General features: G+C 71.2%; 15 protein-coding genes. 8 read left to right on the forward strand and 7 right to left on the reverse strand.

The genetic code is table 11. The features are described from left to right. Positions 1 to 64 precede the first annotated feature (64 nt). Both LCH29_RS10710 and LCH29_RS10715 read left to right on the forward strand, forming a co-directional pair. Positions 65 to 1006, forward strand: a complete 942-nt coding sequence (locus tag LCH29_RS10710) for an RluA family pseudouridine synthase (RefSeq protein ID WP_446461462.1) — start codon at positions 65 to 67, stop codon at positions 1004 to 1006. Continuing rightward, positions 1003 to 1479: a GNAT family N-acetyltransferase gene (locus LCH29_RS10715; RefSeq protein WP_446461463.1), complete on the forward strand. Its 477-nt coding sequence runs from the start codon at positions 1003 to 1005 to the stop codon at positions 1477 to 1479. Before LCH29_RS10710 ends, LCH29_RS10715 begins: the two co-directional genes overlap by 4 nt. A 23-nt stretch (positions 1480 to 1502) precedes the next feature. On the opposite strand, the gene LCH29_RS10720 is transcribed toward LCH29_RS10715, so the two are convergent. Continuing rightward, positions 1503 to 2627, reverse strand: coding sequence for a mechanosensitive ion channel family protein (locus LCH29_RS10720; RefSeq protein ID WP_446461464.1), 1125 nt, complete (start codon positions 2625 to 2627; stop codon positions 1503 to 1505). A gap of 102 nt (positions 2628 to 2729) precedes the next feature. Between LCH29_RS10720 and LCH29_RS10725 the strand changes: the two genes are divergently transcribed. Then, complete coding sequence (locus LCH29_RS10725; protein WP_446461704.1) at positions 2730 to 3311, forward strand: dienelactone hydrolase family protein; 582 nt, start codon at positions 2730 to 2732, stop codon at positions 3309 to 3311. On the opposite strand, the gene LCH29_RS10730 is transcribed toward LCH29_RS10725, so the two are convergent. The 4 genes from LCH29_RS10730 to LCH29_RS10745 all read right to left on the reverse strand — a co-directional run bounded on the left by LCH29_RS10730 (position 3312) and on the right by LCH29_RS10745 (position 8122). Continuing rightward, positions 3312 to 4946: an alkaline phosphatase D family protein gene (locus tag LCH29_RS10730; protein WP_446461465.1), complete on the reverse strand. Its 1635-nt coding sequence runs from the start codon at positions 4944 to 4946 to the stop codon at positions 3312 to 3314. Positions 4947 to 5100: 154 nt separating this feature from the next. Beyond that, positions 5101 to 5931: a DsbA family protein gene (locus LCH29_RS10735; protein WP_446461466.1), complete on the reverse strand. Its 831-nt coding sequence runs from the start codon at positions 5929 to 5931 to the stop codon at positions 5101 to 5103. A 64-nt stretch (positions 5932 to 5995) separates the two neighbouring features. Beyond that, entirely contained in the window at positions 5996 to 6694 is a 699-nt protein-coding gene (locus LCH29_RS10740) for a hypothetical protein (protein ID WP_446461705.1), read from the reverse strand. 102 nt (positions 6695 to 6796) lie between these two features. Continuing rightward, a complete protein-coding gene (locus tag LCH29_RS10745) occupies positions 6797 to 8122 on the reverse strand; it encodes a DUF2252 domain-containing protein (protein ID WP_446461467.1) in 1326 nt (441 codons plus the stop codon). A 227-nt stretch (positions 8123 to 8349) separates the two neighbouring features. Between LCH29_RS10745 and dnaE the strand changes: the two genes are divergently transcribed. Continuing rightward, a complete protein-coding gene (gene dnaE / locus LCH29_RS10750; protein WP_446461468.1) occupies positions 8350 to 11895 on the forward strand; it encodes a DNA polymerase III subunit alpha in 3546 nt (1181 codons plus the stop codon). Between the two features lie 73 nt (positions 11896 to 11968). On the opposite strand, the gene LCH29_RS10755 is transcribed toward dnaE, so the two are convergent. After that, positions 11969 to 12136, reverse strand: a complete 168-nt coding sequence (locus LCH29_RS10755) for a hypothetical protein (RefSeq protein ID WP_446461469.1) — start codon at positions 12134 to 12136, stop codon at positions 11969 to 11971. A 265-nt stretch (positions 12137 to 12401) separates the two neighbouring features. Here LCH29_RS10755 and LCH29_RS10760 point away from each other — a divergent pair, with 265 nt between their 5' ends. From LCH29_RS10760 to LCH29_RS10775, 4 genes are all read left to right on the forward strand, one after another. Then, positions 12402 to 13715, forward strand: coding sequence for an NYN domain-containing protein (locus tag LCH29_RS10760; protein ID WP_446461470.1), 1314 nt, complete (start codon positions 12402 to 12404; stop codon positions 13713 to 13715). 107 nt (positions 13716 to 13822) lie between these two features. Further along, positions 13823 to 14842 (forward strand): ABC transporter ATP-binding protein, encoded by a 1020-nt coding sequence (locus LCH29_RS10765; protein ID WP_446461471.1) that lies wholly within the window; start codon positions 13823 to 13825, stop codon positions 14840 to 14842. 130 nt (positions 14843 to 14972) lie between these two features. Further along, positions 14973 to 15815, forward strand: coding sequence for an ABC transporter permease (locus tag LCH29_RS10770; protein WP_446461706.1), 843 nt, complete (start codon positions 14973 to 14975; stop codon positions 15813 to 15815). 59 nt (positions 15816 to 15874) lie between these two features. Beyond that, positions 15875 to 16561, forward strand: a complete 687-nt coding sequence (locus tag LCH29_RS10775) for an ABC transporter permease (protein WP_446461472.1) — start codon at positions 15875 to 15877, stop codon at positions 16559 to 16561. On the opposite strand, the gene LCH29_RS10780 is transcribed toward LCH29_RS10775, so the two are convergent. After that, the gene (locus tag LCH29_RS10780; protein ID WP_123108129.1) at positions 16562 to 17587 is read right to left on the reverse strand and encodes a LacI family DNA-binding transcriptional regulator; all 1026 of its coding nucleotides are present in this window, start codon (positions 17585 to 17587) and stop codon (positions 16562 to 16564) included. It lies immediately after the preceding gene. Positions 17588 to 17767: the final 180 nt, after the last annotated feature.

Below are 17767 nucleotides of genomic sequence, written 5' to 3' on the forward strand. Positions count from 1 at the left end.
GCCGCCGCGGACCGGTATCCGACGGGCGTACGAACCGGTCCGCGCGGTCCGTCATACTCGACGGGTGAGTACGATTCCCGAGATCCGCACCCTGCCCGTACCCGACGGACTGGAGGGCGAGCGCGTCGACGCCGCGATCGCCCGCATGTTCGGCTTCTCGCGGACCAAGGCGGCCGAGCTGGCCGCCGCCGGGAAGGTGCAGGTCGACGGCAGCGTCGCCGGAAAGTCCGACCGGGTCTCCGGCGGGGCCTGGCTCGAGGTCGAGATGCCGCAGGCCGCGCCGCCGGTCCAGATCGTCGCCGAGCCCGTCGAGGGCATGGAGATCGTCCATGACGACGACGACATCGTGGTCATCGCCAAGCCGGTCGGCGTCGCCGCCCACCCCAGCCCCGGCTGGACCGGAACGACCGTGATCGGCGGGCTCGCGGCCGCGGGCTTCCGCATCGCCACCTCGGGCGCCGCCGAGCGCCAGGGCATCGTCCACCGGCTGGACGTGGGCACCTCCGGGCTCATGGTCGTCGCCAAGTCCGAGCGCGCGTACACCCTGCTGAAGCAGCAGTTCCGGGAGCGTACGGTCGAAAAGCGCTACCACGCGCTGGTCCAGGGCCACCCCGATCCGCTCAGCGGCACCATCGACGCGCCGATCGGGCGTCATCCGCAAGCCGACTACAAGTGGGCCGTGACGGCGGACGGCAAGCCGAGCGTCACCCACTACGACCTCATCGAGGCCTTCCGCGCCGCCAGCCTCCTCGACATCAAGCTGGAGACCGGGCGCACCCACCAGATCCGGGTGCACATGTCGGCCCACCGCCATCCGTGCGTCGGCGACCTCACCTACGGGGCCGACCCCACGCTCGCCAAGCGGCTGAAGCTGACCCGGCAGTGGCTGCACGCGATGCGGCTGGGCTTCGAGCACCCGTCCGACGGCAGCTGGATCGAGTTCGAGAGCCCCTACCCGGACGACCTCCAGCGGGCGCTGGACATCGTGCGGGCGGAGAGCGCGTGAGCGCGCCGTACGCGATCGAGGTGGTGACCGACGGCGACCTCACGGACTGCCATGCCGTGCGCCGCGAGGTCTTCGTGGTCGAGCAGGGCATCTCCATGGCGGAGGAGATGGACGCGTACGACGCGCACGCCGTCCACCTCCTGGCCTCCTCGGCGGGCCGCCCGGTGGGCACGGTCCGCTTTCTGCACGGCGCGGCCGCCGACAAGAAGTACGGCCGCGCCGGGGTGAACGGCGCCACCACCGCCGCCCTCGGCCGCCTTGCCGTGGTCCCCGCGGCGCGCGGCACGGGGCTGGGCGCCGCGCTGGTCCGGGCCGTCGAGGCGGAGGCGGGGCGGCGCGGGCTGTCCCGGGTCTACCTGGAGGCGCAGACCCACGCGCTCGCGTTCTACGAGCGGCTGGGCTACGAGGCGTTCGGGCCCGAGTTCGACGAGGGCAGCGGCATTCCGCACCGCGCGATGCGACGGGCGCTGTGAGGCGCTGAGCCCCCCGAGGACCGCTAGCTCTTGCGGAAGCCGTTGTCGAAGCGGGCGAAGTGGTCCTCGCGCCCGGGGGCGGGATGCGTGGGCGCCGGGGCGGGCACCTGGGCCTGCACCGCGGGCGCGGTCGCGATCCGCGGCAGCGCGTACGGATGCTCCTCCCGCAGCCACGTGATCATCCGCTCCCGGATCTCGCACCGCACCGTCCACGCGTCGTCGGAGTCCCGCGCGGTCACCAGCGCCCGCACCACGATGGTGCTCGGGCTGGTGTCGGTGACGACCAGGCTCCAGTCCCTGCCGTCCCAGGCCTTGGACTCCTGCACAATCTCGCGCAGCTTCGTCCGCATCTCCGCGATCGGGGCGTGGTGGTCCAGGTGGAAGAGGACCGTGCCGGTCTTCTGGGTGCCGCCGCGCGACCAGTTCTCGAACGGCTGGCCGGTGAAGTACGACACCGGCATGGTGATCCGCCGCTCGTCCCAGGTCCGCACGGACAGGAAGGTCAGGGTGATCTCCTCGACCGTGCCCCATTCGCCGTTGACCACCACCGTGTCGCCGATGCGCACCATGTCGCCGAAGGCGATTTGGAGACCGGCGAAGAGGTTGCCCAGCGTCGACTGGGCGGCGACACCGGCGACGATGCCCAGGATTCCGGCGGACGCCAGCATGGACGTCCCGACGGCGCGCATCGCGGGGAAGGTCAGCAGCATCGCCGATGCCGCCACCACCCCGACCACCGCGGCCACCACCCGCTGGATCAGCGTGACCTGGGTGCGCACCCGCCGCACCCGCGCCGGGTCGTGCGCGCTGGCGGCGTAGCGGGAGTACGAGGACTCCACGATGGCGCCGGACCCCCGGATCACCAGCCAGGCGGTCGCCGCGATCAGCACCAGGGTGAGCAGCCGGCCGATCGCCGTCTGGTGCGCGGTGATGGCCTGCGCGTCGATCGTCTCGTACGAGCCGCGCAGCAGCGCCGTGCACACCGTCACCTGGAGCGGCAGCCGGCAGCCGCGCAGCAGGTCCCACAGCGGGGTCTCCGGGTGCCGGGCGTCGATCCGTCGCAGCAGCCAGTCGGCTCCCCAGCCGATGAACACGGTGATGGCGAGGGAGCCGCCGATGACGATGACCGGACGCAGCACGTCCTCCATGAAGATCTTCCTCGTCCTTCCGCCGGAGGTTCTGGGTTCCGCCTTCCCGGGCCGTACCTGGCACGATGGGCGAAGCGTTCCACCCACTAGGAAGTGACCACTGTGACCCGTTCCCCGATCCTGCTCCTCCATTCCATGTACGGCCTGCGGCCCGCGGTGCACGCGGCCGCGGACCGGCTGCGCGCCGCGGGGCACGAGGTGCACGTACCGGATCTGTACGAGGGTCGGACGGCGAACACCGCCGAGGAGGGCATGGCCCTCAAGGAGGAGATCGGCGGGGACGAGCTGCTGAAGCGGGCGGTACGGGCCGCGGCGCCCGTCTCGAACCGCGGGCTGGTCTACGCGGGCTTCTCGCTCGGCGGCTCGATCGCGCAGAACCTGGCGCTGGCCGACGAGAAGGCGCGCGGCCTGCTCCTGCTGCACGGGACGTCGGACATCGCCGACGACACCACGACCGACGAGCTGCCGGTGCAGCTGCACGTCGCCGACCCCGACCCGTTCGAGCCGCACGACTGGCTGAACGCCTGGTACCTGCGGATGGGGCGGACCGGGGCCGATGTGGAGGTCTTCCGCTATCCGGGGGCCGGGCACCTGTACACCGACCCGGAGCTGCCGGACTACGACGAGGAGGCCGCCGAGGCCACCTGGCGGGTGGCGCTCGGCTTCCTCGACGAGCTGGGGTAGTCAGGCCACCGGCTTGTCGGCACGCTCGACGCGCTGGGTGCCGGAGCGGGTGCGGTAGGACCGGGCCCAGGACGCGGTGGCGTGCGGGTCGGCCTTGTCGGAAACGGCGTAGTAGTCCATCTGGGCGCGCTCGGCGGTGACGTCGAGCACGCCGTAGCCGTGGGCGTCCATGTCCAGCCACTTCACATGGCGGTTGGCGGCGCGGAGGGCGGCGGCCGCGGCCAGCGAGACGGTGTGCGCCGGTACGTGGAGCAGATCGTCCAGGTTGTCGGAGGTCACCGAGGTGACCACGAACTCGGTCGCGGCCGAGTCGGAGAGCGGATAGGTCGCGGCCTTCACCGGCACGTCGTTGGCCCAGGCCATGTGGATGTCACCGGTGAGGAAGACGGTGTTGCCGATGGCGTTCCCGGTGAGATGGGCGAGCAGCTCGCGCCGGTCGTCGGTGTAGCCGTCCCACTGGTCGGTGTTGATCGCCAGGCCCTCCTTGGGCAGCCCGAGGAGTTCGGCCAGCGGGGCGAGTACTTCGGCGGGGAGCGCGCCGAAAGCGACCGGCGAGATCATCACCGAGTTGCCCACCAGCCGCCAGGTGGTGTCCGAGGCGGAGAGCCCGGACTTGAGCCAGTCGAGCTGGGCGCGCCCGGTGACCGTGCGCTCCGGGTCGTCCACCGCGCCGTTGCCCACGCCCACCTGTTCGGAGCGGAACGAGCGCAGGTCGAGCAGGTGGAGGTCGGCGAGGGTGCCGTAGCGCAGCCGCCGGTAGGTGGTGCCCTCGGTGGAGGGGCGCACCGGCATCCACTCGAAGTACGCCTGCTTGGCGGCGGCCATCCGTGACGCCCAGGCGCCCTCGGCGCCGGGGGTGTGGTTCTCGGCCCCGCCCGACCAGGCGTCGTTGGCGAGCTCGTGGTCGTCCCAGATGGCGATCATCGGCACCGCGGCGTGCAGCGCCTGGAGATCGGCGTCGGTCTTGTACCTGCCGTGCCGGGTGCGGTAGTCGGCGAGGGTGACGATCTCGTGGGTGGGGGCGTGCTGCCGGACGACGTTCTTCTCGGGGTATTCGCCGCTCTGGTACTCGTAGATGTAGTCGCCCAGGTGCAGGATCGCGTCCAGGTCGGTGCGGGCCGCGAGATGGCGGTACGGGGAGAACCAGCCCGCTTCCCAGTTGGCGCAGGAGACCACGCCGAAGCGGATCCCGGGGGCCGCGGCGTCGGCCGCCGGAGCGGTGCGGGTGCGCCCCACGGGGGAGTACGCGCCGCCGTCGGAGCGGAAGCGGTAGAAGTAGGCGGTGGCCGGGCGCAGTCCGCGCACATCGGCCTTGACGGTGTGGTCGGCCGAGGCGGTGGTCTTGGCGGTGCCGTGCGCGACGACCGTGCGGAACTCCCGGTCGGTGGCGATCTCCCAGCCGATCTCGACGGCCGGGCCGAGCCCCGAACCGGGGACGGCGTCCGGGGTGGGGGTGACGCGCGTCCACAGCAGGACGCCGTCGGGCAGCGGATCGCCGGAGGCGACGCCGTGCAGGAAGGCGGGTCCGGTGGCGGCGTGGGCGGCCGGCTGGGCGGCCAGCGGCAGCAGGGCGGCGGTGGCCGCTACGGCCGTGACGGCGCTGCGGCGGGATATGTGGTTTTTGGCGTCGGTCACGGCCGACGAGATTACTGGCAAGTAGCCCCGAAGGGCAGGGCTTCCGGGGGAAGTTCGCCCCCGTGTCGCCGCGGGGTCACCGCCGGGTCGGCGGGCGTGCCCCCGGGGTGATCCCCTGGAGGCACGCCCGCGCGGACCGGGCGGTGCGGGGCGGTTACTTCTTGAGGTTCTGCTGGACGAGCGGGGTGAACTGGTCCGGCGTCATGGGCGGATTCTTCTGGGGGGTCTCCAGCACCTTGCCGTTGAGCTTGAAGGCCGGGGTGCCGTCGATGTCCTTGGCCTTGTTGAAGGACGCCGACATGGCCAGCGCCCACCGGTCGTACGTGCCCTTCTTCACGGCCTTCTCGAAGGCCGCGTTGTTCTTGAGCTCCTTGACCTGCTGGGCGACGTCGAGCAGCTTCTGGTCGTCGGCGAAGGCGTCGTCGGTCTCCGTGGGGTGGTTCTTCGGGGAGAACAGCGCCGTTTTGTAGTCCAGGAAGGCCTGCGGGCTGACGTTCAGCGCCGCGCCGAGCGCGCTCAGGGCGTTCTTCGAGCCGGCGCCGGGCATCTGCTTGTTGTCATCGAGGAAGGTGCCCATCGTGAACTGCGCCTTGTAGGTGCCGTCCTTGATGTCCTTGAGCACGGTCGGCCCGGTCAACTTCTCGAACTGGGCGCAGACCGGGCAGCGCATGTCCTCGTAGACGTGGAGGGTGTTCTTGGCCTTCTTGTCGCCGATGACGACCGTGGTGCCCTGGGCCCCGCTGGTGTTGGCGGGCTTCGCCATCGTCTTCTTCTCGGCCGCCGTCCGCCACTTCTGGTTGACGTCGTCGGTGTTCATATTGGTGACGGCGTAGCCGATGCCGCCCGCTATCGCGAGGACCGCGAGGACCGCGCCGCCCACGAACAGCTGGCGGCGCACCCGCTCCTTCTTGGCCTGACGCTCGCGCTCGGCGCGCAGCCGCTCGCGCGCGGCCTGCTTGTTCTGGTGGCTATTGCGGTTGCTCATGATTGATCGATCTCCGTCGTTCTACGTCGGTCTGTAGTGCGTACGTGGAAGGGAAACGCTGTGCTCAGGCGGCGACTGAGCAGGGCGGTCCACGTCGTACGACGGAGTGCACCAAAAGGGGGAGCGCGGGGGCCGGGCGCGCCGGGCGTATCGGCAGCAGGGCCGGGGTCCGCGGCCGCAGGGCCGAGGTGACCACGGCGACGGCCAGCAGCAGCGGCCGGAAGGCGAAACCGGCGAGGGCGCCCAGCAGCCGCGCGACGGCGGCCTCACCGCGGCGCAGCCAGGCCGAGGCGATCAGCCCGATGGCCACGTGGGCGGCGAGCAGCAGCCAGGGCGTGGCGGAGCTGACGGCGGCGGACAGGGGAGTGCCACCCCCCGGATGGGTGATCCCGGCCAGCGGGGTGCCCACGTCACCGCTGTTGCAGAGCAGGTCGACGCCCATGGAGCGCAGGGGCCCGGCCACCGGGCCGCCGGACTGGCCGTAACAGGCGTCCTGGCCCGTGGTGAAGATCGTGTCGGCGGCCAGCTCCAGCGGGACCAGCAGGGCGGCGATGCCCCAGAAGCTCCGCTCCCGGCCCGCGAGGGCGTAGGCGAGGGCGAAGACGACCACCGAGAGCACCGCGACCGTCGACAGCGGCAGCGGGACGCGGGAGAGCAGCACATGGGACGCCGAGGACAGGGTGACGCACAGCGCCGTGAAGAGCGCTGCGCGCAGGGCCCTCAGCTGGGGCCCGGTGCCGCCCGTTCCGGCGGTGCCGCCCATGCCGTCCATAAGGTCGGATTGTGCCACGTTCGCCTGTAGGAGTGATATCAAGAGGGGCTCAGGGCGCGGGGTGCCCGCCCTGCGGGCACCCCGCGTCGCTGCTCAGAGCCCCGGGATGCGGCCGTTGCGGAAGAGGTCCACGAAGATCTGGTGGTCGGTGCGGGCCCGGGTGCCGTAGGAGTGGGCGAAGTCCACCAGCAGCTCCGCGAAGCCGTCCTCGTCGGCGGCGATCACCGCGTCGATGGCGCGCTCGGTGGAGAACGGCACCAGCGAGTGGCCGCTCTGGTCGTCGGCGGCGGCGTGCATGGTGGCCGTGGCCCGTCCGAGGTCGGCGACGACGGCCGCGATCTCGGACGGGTCGTCGATGTCGGACCAGTCCAGGTCCACCGCGTACGGCGAGATCTCGGCGACGAGCTGCCCGGCCCCGTCCAGCTCGGTCCAGCCCAGCCACGGGTCGGCGTGCGCCTGGAGGGCGCGCTGCGAGATCACCGTGCGGTGGCCCTCGTGGTGGAAGTACGCGCGCACCTGCTCGTCGGTGATGTGCCGGGAGACCGCCGGGGTCTGCGCCTGCTTCATGTAGATCACCACATCGTTCTCCAGGGCGTCGCTGTTGCCCTCCAGGAGGATGTTGTACGAGGGGAGCCCGGCGCTGCCGATGCCGATGCCCCGGCGGCCCACGACGTCCTTGACGCGGTAGGAGTCCGGACGCGCGAGACTGGACTCGGGAAGCGTTTCCAGATAGCCGTCGAAGGCGGCCAGCACCTTGTAGCGGGTCGCGGCGTCCAGCTCGATGGAGCCGCCGCCCGCCGAGAAGCGGCGCTCGAAGTCGCGGATCTCGGTCATCGAGTCGAGCAGCCCGAAGCGGGTCAGCGAGCGGGCGACGCGCAGCGCGTCCAGCAGCGGACCCTCGGCGGTCTCCAGCGTGAAGGGCGGCACCTCGTCGTTCTTGGCGCCGGTGGCCAGTGCGTGGATCCGCTCGCGGTAGGCGGCGGCGTAGATGCGCACCAGCTCGGTGATCTTCTCGTCGCTGAGCGCCTTGGTGTAGCCGATGAGCGCGACGGAGGCGGCGAAGCGCTTGAGGTCCCAGGTGAAGGGGCCGACGTAGGCCTCGTCGAAGTCGTTCACATTGAAGACCAGGCGCCCGTTGGCGTCCATGTAGCTGCCGAAGTTCTCGGCGTGGAGGTCACCGTGGATCCACACCCGGCTGGTGCGGTCGTCCAGGTACGGCCCGCCGGCCCGCTCGCGCTCCACGTCGGAGTAGAACAGGCAGGCCGTGCCGCGGTAGAAGGCGAACGCCGAGGCGGCCATCTTCCGGAATTTCACCCGGAAGGCGGCCGGGTCGGCGGCGAGCAGCTCGCCGAAGGCGGTGTCGAAGACGGCGAGGATGTGTTCGCCGCGCTGTTCCGCCTGGGTCTGCTGGGTCGACATCGCGGAGCGCCTCCTGGGGCATGGGGATTACGGCGTGGTGACTCATACGACAGGGTGTTTTTCATCCCGTGCGACATACGTTCCGACGTATGCGGCGGGACGGAGGATCCCGAGAGGATCAACGCCTGAGGCTACTCGCCCGTGCCCGTCCGCTGTCAGTCCGGAGGGGTAACCTTCGGTCCTGTCCCACCCAGCTGTCATCAACCGTTCGCCGGAGGTCTGCCACCGTGACCAAGCCGCCCTTCACGCACCTGCATGTCCACACCCAGTACTCGCTGCTGGACGGTGCGGCGCGGCTCAAGGACATGTTCAACGCCTGCAACGAGATGGGCATGACGCACATCGCCATGACCGACCATGGCAACCTGCACGGCGCGTATGACTTCTACCAGCAGGCGACGTCCGCCGGGGTCACCCCGATCATCGGCATCGAGGCGTATGTCGCGCCGGAGTCGCGGCGCTACAAGCGACGGGTCCAGTGGGGCCAGCCGCACCAGAAGCGCGATGACGTCTCCGGTTCCGGTGGTTACACCCACAAGACCATCTGGGCGACGAACAAGACCGGTCTGCACAACCTCTTCCGGCTCTCCTCCGACGCCTATATGGAGGGCTACTTCGTCAAGTGGCCCCGGATGGACAAGGAGACCATCGCCCAGTGGTCCGAAGGGCTGATCGCCTCCACCGGCTGCCCCTCCGGTGAGCTCCAGACCCGGCTGCGGCTCGGCCAGTTCGACGAGGCCCTGAAGGCGGCCTCCGAATACCAGGACATCTTCGGCAAGGACCGGTATTTCCTGGAGCTGATGGACCACGGCATCGAGATCGAGCGCCGGGTCCGGGACGGGCTGCTGGAGATCGGCAAGAAGCTGGGCATCCCGCCGCTGGTCACCAACGACTCGCACTACACCTACTCCCGCGAGTCCGTGGCGCACGACGCGCTGCTGTGCGTCCAGACCGGCAAGAACCTCTCCGACCCGGACCGCTTCCGCTTCGACGGCACCGGCTACTACCTGAAGTCCACCGAGGAGATGTACGCCATCGACTCCTCGGACGCCTGGCAGGAGGGCTGCCGCAACACCCTCCTGGTCGCGGAGCAGATCGACAACACCGGCTGGTTCGAGAAGCGCGACCTGATGCCGCGCTTCGACGTGCCCGAGGGGTACACCGAGGTCACCTGGTTCCAGGAGGAGGTCCGCAAGGGGATGGCCCAGCGCTTCCCCGGCGGCATTCCCGAGGACCGGCAGAAGCTCGCCGAGTACGAGATGGACGTCATCATCCAGATGGGGTTCCCGGGCTACTTCCTCGTGGTCGCCGACTTCATCATGTGGGCCAAGAACAACGGCATCGCGGTGGGCCCCGGCCGGGGCTCCGCGGCCGGTTCGATCGTCTCGTACGCGCTGGGCATCACCGACCTCGACCCGGTCGAGCACGGGCTGATCTTCGAGCGGTTCCTCAACCCCGAGCGTGTGACCATGCCCGATGTCGACATCGACTTCGACGAGCGCCGGCGCGGTGAGGTCATCCGGTACGTGACCGAGAAGTACGGCCACGACAAGGTCTGCCAGATCGGCACGTACGGCACGATCAAGGCCAAGAACGCCATCAAGGACTCGGCCCGCGTGCTCGGCTACCCGTACGCGATGGGTGACCGCATCACCAAGGCCATGCCCGCCGACGTCCTAGGCAAGGGCATCCCGCTGTCAGGCATCACCGACGAGAAGCACCCCCGCTACAGCGAGGCGGGCGAGGTGCGCGGGATGTACGAGAACGAGCCGGACGTGAAGAAGGTCATCGACACCGCGCGCGGTATCGAGGGCCTGGTCCGTCAGATGGGCGTGCACGCCGCGGGCGTGATCATGTCCAGCGAGACGGTGACCGACCACGTCCCGGTGTTCTCGCCGAAGAACGACGGCCAGGTCGTGACCCAGTGGGACTACCCGACCTGTGAGTCGCTGGGCCTGCTGAAGATGGACTTCCTCGGCCTGCGCAACCTCACCATCATGGACGACGCGGTCAAGATGGTCCGCGCCAACAAGGGCGTCGACCTCAAGATGCTCGACCTGTCGCTGGACGACCCCAAGACCTTCGAACTGCTCTGCCGCGGCGACACCCTCGGCGTCTTCCAGTTCGACGGCGGCCCCATGCGCTCCCTGCTGCGCATGATGAAGCCCGACCACTTCGAGGACATTTCCGCCGTCTCGGCCCTCTACCGGCCGGGCCCGATGGGCATGAACTCGCACATCAACTACGCCCTGCGGAAGAACGGCCAGCAGGAGATCACGCCGATCCACCCCGAGCTGGAGGAGCCGCTCAAGGAGGTCCTGGGCATCACCTACGGCCTCATCGTGTACCAGGAGCAGGTGCAGAAGGCCGCCCAGGTGCTCGCGGGGTACTCGCTCGGACAAGCCGACCTGCTGCGCCGTGCGATGGGCAAGAAGAAGCAGGAGGTCCTGGACAAGGAGTTCGTGCCCTTCCAGAAGGGCTGCCGGGAGCGCGGCTACTCCGACGAGGCCATCCAGGCGGTGTGGGACGTGCTGGTCCCGTTCGCCGGATACGCGTTCAACAAGGCGCACTCCTCCGCGTACGGCCTGGTCACCTACTGGACCGCGTACCTCAAGGCCAACTACCCCGCCGAGTACATGGCGGCGCTGCTCACCTCGGTCCGTGACGACAAGGACAAGTCGGCGGTCTACCTCAACGAGTGCCGCCGCATGGGCATCAAGGTGCTCACGCCGAACGTCAACGAGTCCGAGGCCAACTTCACCGCCCAGGGTGACGACGTGATCCTCTTCGGCCTGACGGCGGTCCGCAACGTCGGTCAGAACGTGGTGGAAGCGATCATCCGCGGCCGCAAGTCCAAGGGGAAGTACAGCTCGTTCCCCGACTACCTGGACAAGGTCGAGGCGGTCGTCTGCAACAAGCGCACCACGGAATCGCTCATCAAGGCGGGCGCCTTCGACGAGATGGGCCACACCCGCAAGGGCCTCACCGCGCACTACGAAACGATGATCGACAACGTGGTGGCGGTGAAGCGCAAGGAGGCCGAGGGGCAGTTCGACCTCTTCGGCGGCATGGGCGGGGAGAGCGGTGGCGGGGAGGCGCCGGGCTTCGGGCTCGACATCGAGTTCTCCGACGTCGAGTGGGACAAGACGTATCTGCTCGCCCAGGAGCGCGAGATGCTCGGCCTCTACGTCTCCGACCACCCGCTCTTCGGTATCGAGCACGTCCTCAACGACAAGGCGGACGCCGCCATCTCCCAGCTCACCGGCGGTGAGCACGCGGACGGGGCGATCGTCACCATCGGCGGCATCATCTCCGGCCTCCAGCGCAAGATGACCAAGCAGGGCAACGCCTGGGCCATCGCGACCGTCGAGGACCTGGCCGGGTCCATCGAGTGCATGTTCTTCCCGGCCACGTATCAGCTGGTCTCCACCCAGCTCATCGAGGACGCCGTCGTCTTCGTCAAGGGCCGCCTCGACAAGCGCGAGGACATTCCGCGGCTGGTCGCCATGGAGCTGATGGTCCCCGACCTGTCCGAGGCGGGCGCCAACGCCCCCGTGACGATCACCATTCCGACCGTCAAGGTCACCCCGCCGCTGGTCGAGAAGCTCGGCGAGGTGCTGACCCACCACCGCGGGTCGACCGAGGTGCGGATCAGGCTGCAAGGGGCGCGCAAGACCACCGTGCTGCGGCTCGACAAGCACCGGGTCACCCCCGACCCGGCGCTCTTCGGCGACCTCAAGGTGCTGCTGGGAGCCTCCTGCCTGGCAGGCTGAGCACCAGACCGTGAACAGATGAGGGGCGCGCCCGGCAGCCGGGCGCGCCCCTCAACGGGTTCTGGGCGGCGGGTCAGTTGTGGCCGAAACTCTTCTGTCGGCCCTTCCGTGCCGTCGAGGGGGTGCCCTCCGGCGGCATCTGCGGGGACTGCGCCTCCATCGAGGACTGCTGCGACTGGTCGGCCCGACCGCGGTTCTGCTGTTGCTGCTGCTTACGATCGCGGTTCTTGTTCTTACCCATGGTGGTGTGCCTCCAGTTGGGATCAGCCCCCGGGAAGAACAGTGACACGCCTTGGTGACCCGTGCATTTCGGGCAATTACCGTGAGTGAGAAGGGCGGTCTTGCCGAGGAGGCCGTATCCGCCACGCCGGTGATCCAGTTCGGACTGATAACCCCCGTACGGTCGGGCAGACTCGAAGGGAGGACCAAGAGGACCGAGAACAGATCCGGGGCACGGCTGTGTCGGGGGGCGACCGACGACTGGACTTCAGGAAAGAGGGTGGAACGTGGACCGCTGCGTCGTCCTGGTGGACGCCGGCTATCTACTGGGCGCCGCCGCGAGCCTGCTGGCCGGGGAGCCCGCCCGCTCCCGCATCTCCGTCGACCACGCGACCCTGATCCAGGGCCTGCGGGAGCGTGCCGAGGCCGAGACCGAGCGCCCGCTGCTGCGCATCTACTGGTTCGACGGCGCCCCCGACCGCGTACCCCAGCCCGAGCACCGGCGGCTGCGGGTGATGCCCCGCGTCACCGTCCGGCTCGGCGCCCTCACCCGCAGCGACGGCCGCTGGGCGCAGAAGGGCGTGGACGCCGCCATGCACGCCGAGCTGACCGAGCTGGCCCGCAACCGCGCCTGCTCCGACATCGTGCTCGTCACCGGCGACGGCGATCTGCTGCCCGGGCTGATGTCGGCCAAGGAACACGGCGTCGCCGTCCACCTGTGGGCCGTCCAGGCCGCCGACGGCGACTACAACCAGTCCGAGGACCTGGTCGCCGAGGCCGACGAGCGGCGCGTCCTGGACCGGGCGTGGATCACCGGCGCGGTGCGCGCCAAGGAGCTCCCCGGGCCCTGCGCCCCCACCACCGAGCCGCGCCCCGAGATCGCCGCCATCCTCGCCGCCCCACTGCCGGAGACCGCCGCCGCGGCCGCCGCGGCGGCGGCAGCCGAATCGCCCGGCACGCGCAACGGCACGGCGCGGCCCGCGGCGGGCGCCCCGGGCGCCGCCCCGGCCGCGGGCGGGGCGGCCGGAGCGGACGCCCGGGCGCCCGGCCCGGCCCCCGCCGCCGCGCCGGACGCCACGGCCGCGGGCGGGGCCAAGGGCGTGCCGACCCCGAAGGACCTCGCGGGCCTGGGCCGCGGGCCCGGCTCCTCCGCCGCGCCGCACCCGGCCCCCAGCGCCACCCTCCGCTGGTCCTCCGACAAGGGCTGGGTCGACCGCGGCCCGGGCTCAGGAGTGGGCGAGCCGCCGGAGACCGCCAATCTGCCCATGCTGGCCCAGCTCACCAGCGCCGAGCAGCGCTGGGCCGACCGCGAGGAGGACATCACCGCGGTCAGCGGCGACCCGTTCGAGGTCGGCCAGGTCTTCGCCCGCCGCTGGACCGAGCGGCTCTCCGACGCGGGCCACCTCCACCAGCTGTCGACGGAGTACCCGCGCATCCCGCACCGCATCGACGGCGAGCTGCTGCGCTACGCCGCCCGCTTCGGTCTGCTCGCCCACAAGGACGACCAGATCGACGAGCACGACCGCTATGCGATCCGGGCCGGGTTCTGGCGCGAGATCGACGTGCGCACCGCCGCCGAGCACGCCCCCGCGGGAGAGTAGGCCCCGTCCGGGGGATCTTCGCGGGCCCACGAAGATCCGCCGGACAGGACCTGGGCCGGGCCCCCCGCGGACGGCACCGGGTGTTTGGGCGCGTACCCTCATAGCTCGTGAGGACGGGCGCGAAACAGGCGACGGCAGGCGATGTGGTGTGCACCGTGCGCGGCCTGGTCAAGACCTATCCCGCGGCGCGTGGCCGCCGCGGTGCGCCCGCCACGCCCGCGGTGCGGGCCAGTGACGGCATCGACCTGGACGTGGCGCGCGGTGAGGTGTTCGGGCTGCTCGGGCCGAACGGCGCCGGGAAGTCGACCCTCGTACGCCAGCTCACCGGCCTGCTGCGGCCCGACGAGGGCCAGGTCCGGGTGCTCGGCCACGACCTCGTACGCCACCCCGAGCGCGCCTCCCGCCTCCTCGGCTACCTGGGCCAGGACTCCACCGCGCTGGACGAGCTGACCGTCGCGCTCGCCGCCGAGACCACCGCACGGCTGCGCGGGCTCGACGCCCGCGCCGCCCGCGCCGAGCGGGACGCGGTGATCGAGGAGCTGGGGCTCGGCGGGCTCGCCGGGCGGCCGCTCAAGAAGCTCTCCGGCGGTCAGCGCCGGCTGGCCTGCGTGGCCGCCGCCCTGGTGGGGGAGCGGCCGCTGCTGGTGCTGGACGAGCCGACCACCGGAATGGACCCGGTGGCGCGCCGCGCCGTCTGGGCCGCCGTGGACCGGCGGCGGGCCGAGCGCGGGGTGACCGTGCTGCTCGTCACGCACAACGTCATCGAGGCCGAGACCGTGCTCGACCGGGTCGCGGTGCTCGACCGGGGCCGGGTCATCGCCTGCGACACCCCCGCCGGGCTCAAGGCGATGGTCGCGGACGAGGTGCGGGTGGAGCTGGTGTGGCGCGCCGAGGCGCCGCTGCACATCCCCGGCGTCGCCGCGCTGCGGGACGCCGCGCACGCCTCCGGGCGGCGCTGGACGCTGCGGCTGCCCCCGGACGCGGCGCGCGCCGCGATCGCCACCGTGACCGGCGGGCCCGCCTTCGCCGCGCTGGACGACTTCACCCTCGCCACGCCCAGCCTGGAGGACGTGTACGTGGCGCTGGGCGGCCATACGGACGGTGCGGAGGGGCTGGTGAAGACATGAGGGACCGTAGGAGGGGACGGCATGCGGTGAACGCCGCCGTGGTCATGTCCGTAACCAAGCCCGTGACCAAGCCAGACGGAAGAGGAGCAGCGCAGACGTGAGTGTCGTGCCCGCGCAGGCCATGCCCGGCATGCCGAAGGCCGGTGCGCCGGTCGAGGAGGCCGGTGGTGCCGTGCCCCGGCCAGCCGACGCCGCCCCCGCCCCGCTCGTGGACCCGGCGCCGCTGGCGGCCTCCGCGCGGCTGCTGCCCGCGCTGGTCGCGGTCTACCGGGCGCAGCTGTCGCGGGCGCGGGTGGCGCGGATCCCGCTGCTGTTCGTGGCGACGTTCCAGTCGATCGGGATCATGGTCCTGATGCGCGGCGTGGTGGACGAGGGCGGCAGCGCTGCACGGTCCGTGGTGGCCGGGTCGAGCGTGCTCGTCGTGGCCTTCGTGGCGCTCAATCTGCTCGCGCAGTACTTCGGCCAGCTCCGCGCGAGCGGCGGGCTCGACCACTACGCGACGCTGCCGGTGCCGCCCGCCGCGGTGGTGCTCGGCGCGGCCGCCGCGTACGCCTCCTTCACCGTGCCGGGGACGGCCGTCACCGCGGTCGTCGGCAGCGCGCTGTTCCAGCTGCCGATGGGCCACCTGTGGGTGCTCGCCACGGTGATCCCGCTCTCCGGCGCCGCGCTCGCGGGCCTGGGCGCGGCCCTCGGGCTGCTCGCCCCGCGCCAGGAACTGGCCACGCTGCTGGGGCAGTTGGGGATGTCGGCCGCGCTGCTACTGGGGGTGCTGCCCGCCGACCGGATGCCGGAGGTAGTGTCGTACGCGCGTGATCTGCTGCCGTCGACGTACGGTGTGGAGGCCCTGGCCCGGTCCTTCGACGGTCAGCCCGACTGGCCGGCGGTCTGCGCCGACCTCGGGGTGTGCGCGGGGGTGGCCGTGGTGTCGCTTGCCGCCGCGACCTGGGCCTATCGCCGGGCAGCCGTGCGGTGACGCGCCGCAGCGGACGTCCCGCCGACCGAAGTACGCCGTCCACCTGGCACGATGACGGAGTGACCGCACCGTTGACGCCACATGAGCAGTCCTCGCCGCACGACGACGCCGAGCACGGGCAGCCCGCACCGGGCGAACCCGCCGCGCAGGGTCCGCAGGGGCATCCCGATCCGTATCCCGTCGAGGAGTCCGAGCACGCCGAGTACTCCGAACCGGGGGAGGAGCTGCGGGCCGAGCTGGTCCAGGCGTCCGTGGCGGCGATCGCGGTGGCGGTCGCGGGCGTGCTGCTCGGGCTGCTCTGGCTGTGGCTGGCGCCCCGGGTGTCGCTGATCTCGGACGGCAAGGCCGTCTATCTGAAGGACTCCGAGGGTGAGAACGCGATCGGCGGTGACGGCGTGTTCGTGCTGGCCGCGCTGGCCTTCGGCCTGGTCTCGGCGCTGCTGACCTTCCTGTTCTGCCGCCGCGGCGGGGTCGCCCTGGTGGTCGGGCTGGCGATCGGCGGCGTCCTCGGCTCGGTGATCGCCTGGCGTCTCGGCGTCTGGCTCGGGCCGTCCACGGACGTCGTGACGCACGCCCGGCAGGTCGGCAAGGGCGTCGCGTTCGACGCCCCGCTGAAGCTGAACGCGAAGGGCGCGCTGCTGGCGTGGTCGGTGGCCGCGATGGTCGTGCACCTGGCCCTGACCGGTCTGTTCGGCCCCCGCGACGAGGAGCCGGAGACCTACTACCAGACCACGACCGCCGCGTAGCTAGAGCCGCGGCGCGCTGGAGGCGCGGACGACCAGCTCCGGGCGCAGGCGCTCGGACTCGACCGCCTCGCCCTCCAGCAGCCGGACCAGCAGCCGCAGGCCCCGGCGGCCCATCTCCAGCATGGGCGACCGCACGGTCGTCAGCGGCAGCGGCAACTCCGCCGCCAGCGGCGTGTCGTTGAACCCCACCACCGCCACATCGGCGCCCGCCCGCAGGCCCTGTTCGCGGAGGGCGCCGATCGCGCCGATGGCCGCGAAGTCGTTCACCGCGAAGACCGCCGTCGGCGGCTCCGGCGTGTCCAGCAGCCGCGCCGTGGCGGCGTGTCCGCCGGGCACGTCGAAGCGGGAGTGCGCGATCCGGTGGGCCGGGATCGGCAGCCCCGCCTCCCGGTAGCGGTCCACCAGACCCGCCGTACGGTCGATGCCGGTGCTCGCGTACGGCTCGCCCGCGACGACCGCGACATCACGGTGGCCCAGCTCCAGCAGATGGTCGGCGACCAGTCGGCCGCCCAGGTAGTCGTCGCAGGTCACCGACGGGTGGTCGGCACAGGTCCGGCTGACCAGGACGAACGGGATGCCGCGCCCGGCCACCTCGGCCAGGAAGCGCCCGTCCGCGTGCGCGTCGCCGAAGATCATGCCGTCGACGCGCCGCCCGATGACCATGTTGGTGCGGGTGCGCTGGGCGTCGGGGTTGTCGCCGGTGTTGGCGACGAACGTCGACAGGCCCTGCTCGGCGGCGGCCTCCTCGATCCCCTCGTAGATCGTGGCGAGCACGATGTCCGACAGCCGGGGGACCAGGACGCCGACCAGGTTGCTGCGCCGGGTGCGCAGGCTGGTGGCATGGGGGTTGGGCTGGTAGCCCAGTTCGTCGGCGAGCCGCCGGACCCGCTCCACGGTGTCGGCCGAGGCGGCCCGCAGGCTCTCGTCCGGCTTCGCGTGCAGCACCCGGGAGACGGTCGAGACATGCAGACCGAGCTGATCGGCGATCGTGCGCAGGGTGACCGGTCGTGACTGCTGCGTGCCCACTTCGGCTCGGCCTCCGGTTGTCCCACCGCCGCACCCCGGTCCCCGGTACAGCGAACGATCGTGATGGTAACAGCGGACCTCTTGACACCTGTGGCCGGTGACACACATCCTACCCAAACGATTGCCCCAAACGTTTGGGCGCACATTTGAGTCACGCAAGGCGCGATTTCAGGCCATGCA

It is taken from the genome of Streptomyces sp. BRA346 (genome assembly GCF_052851135.1).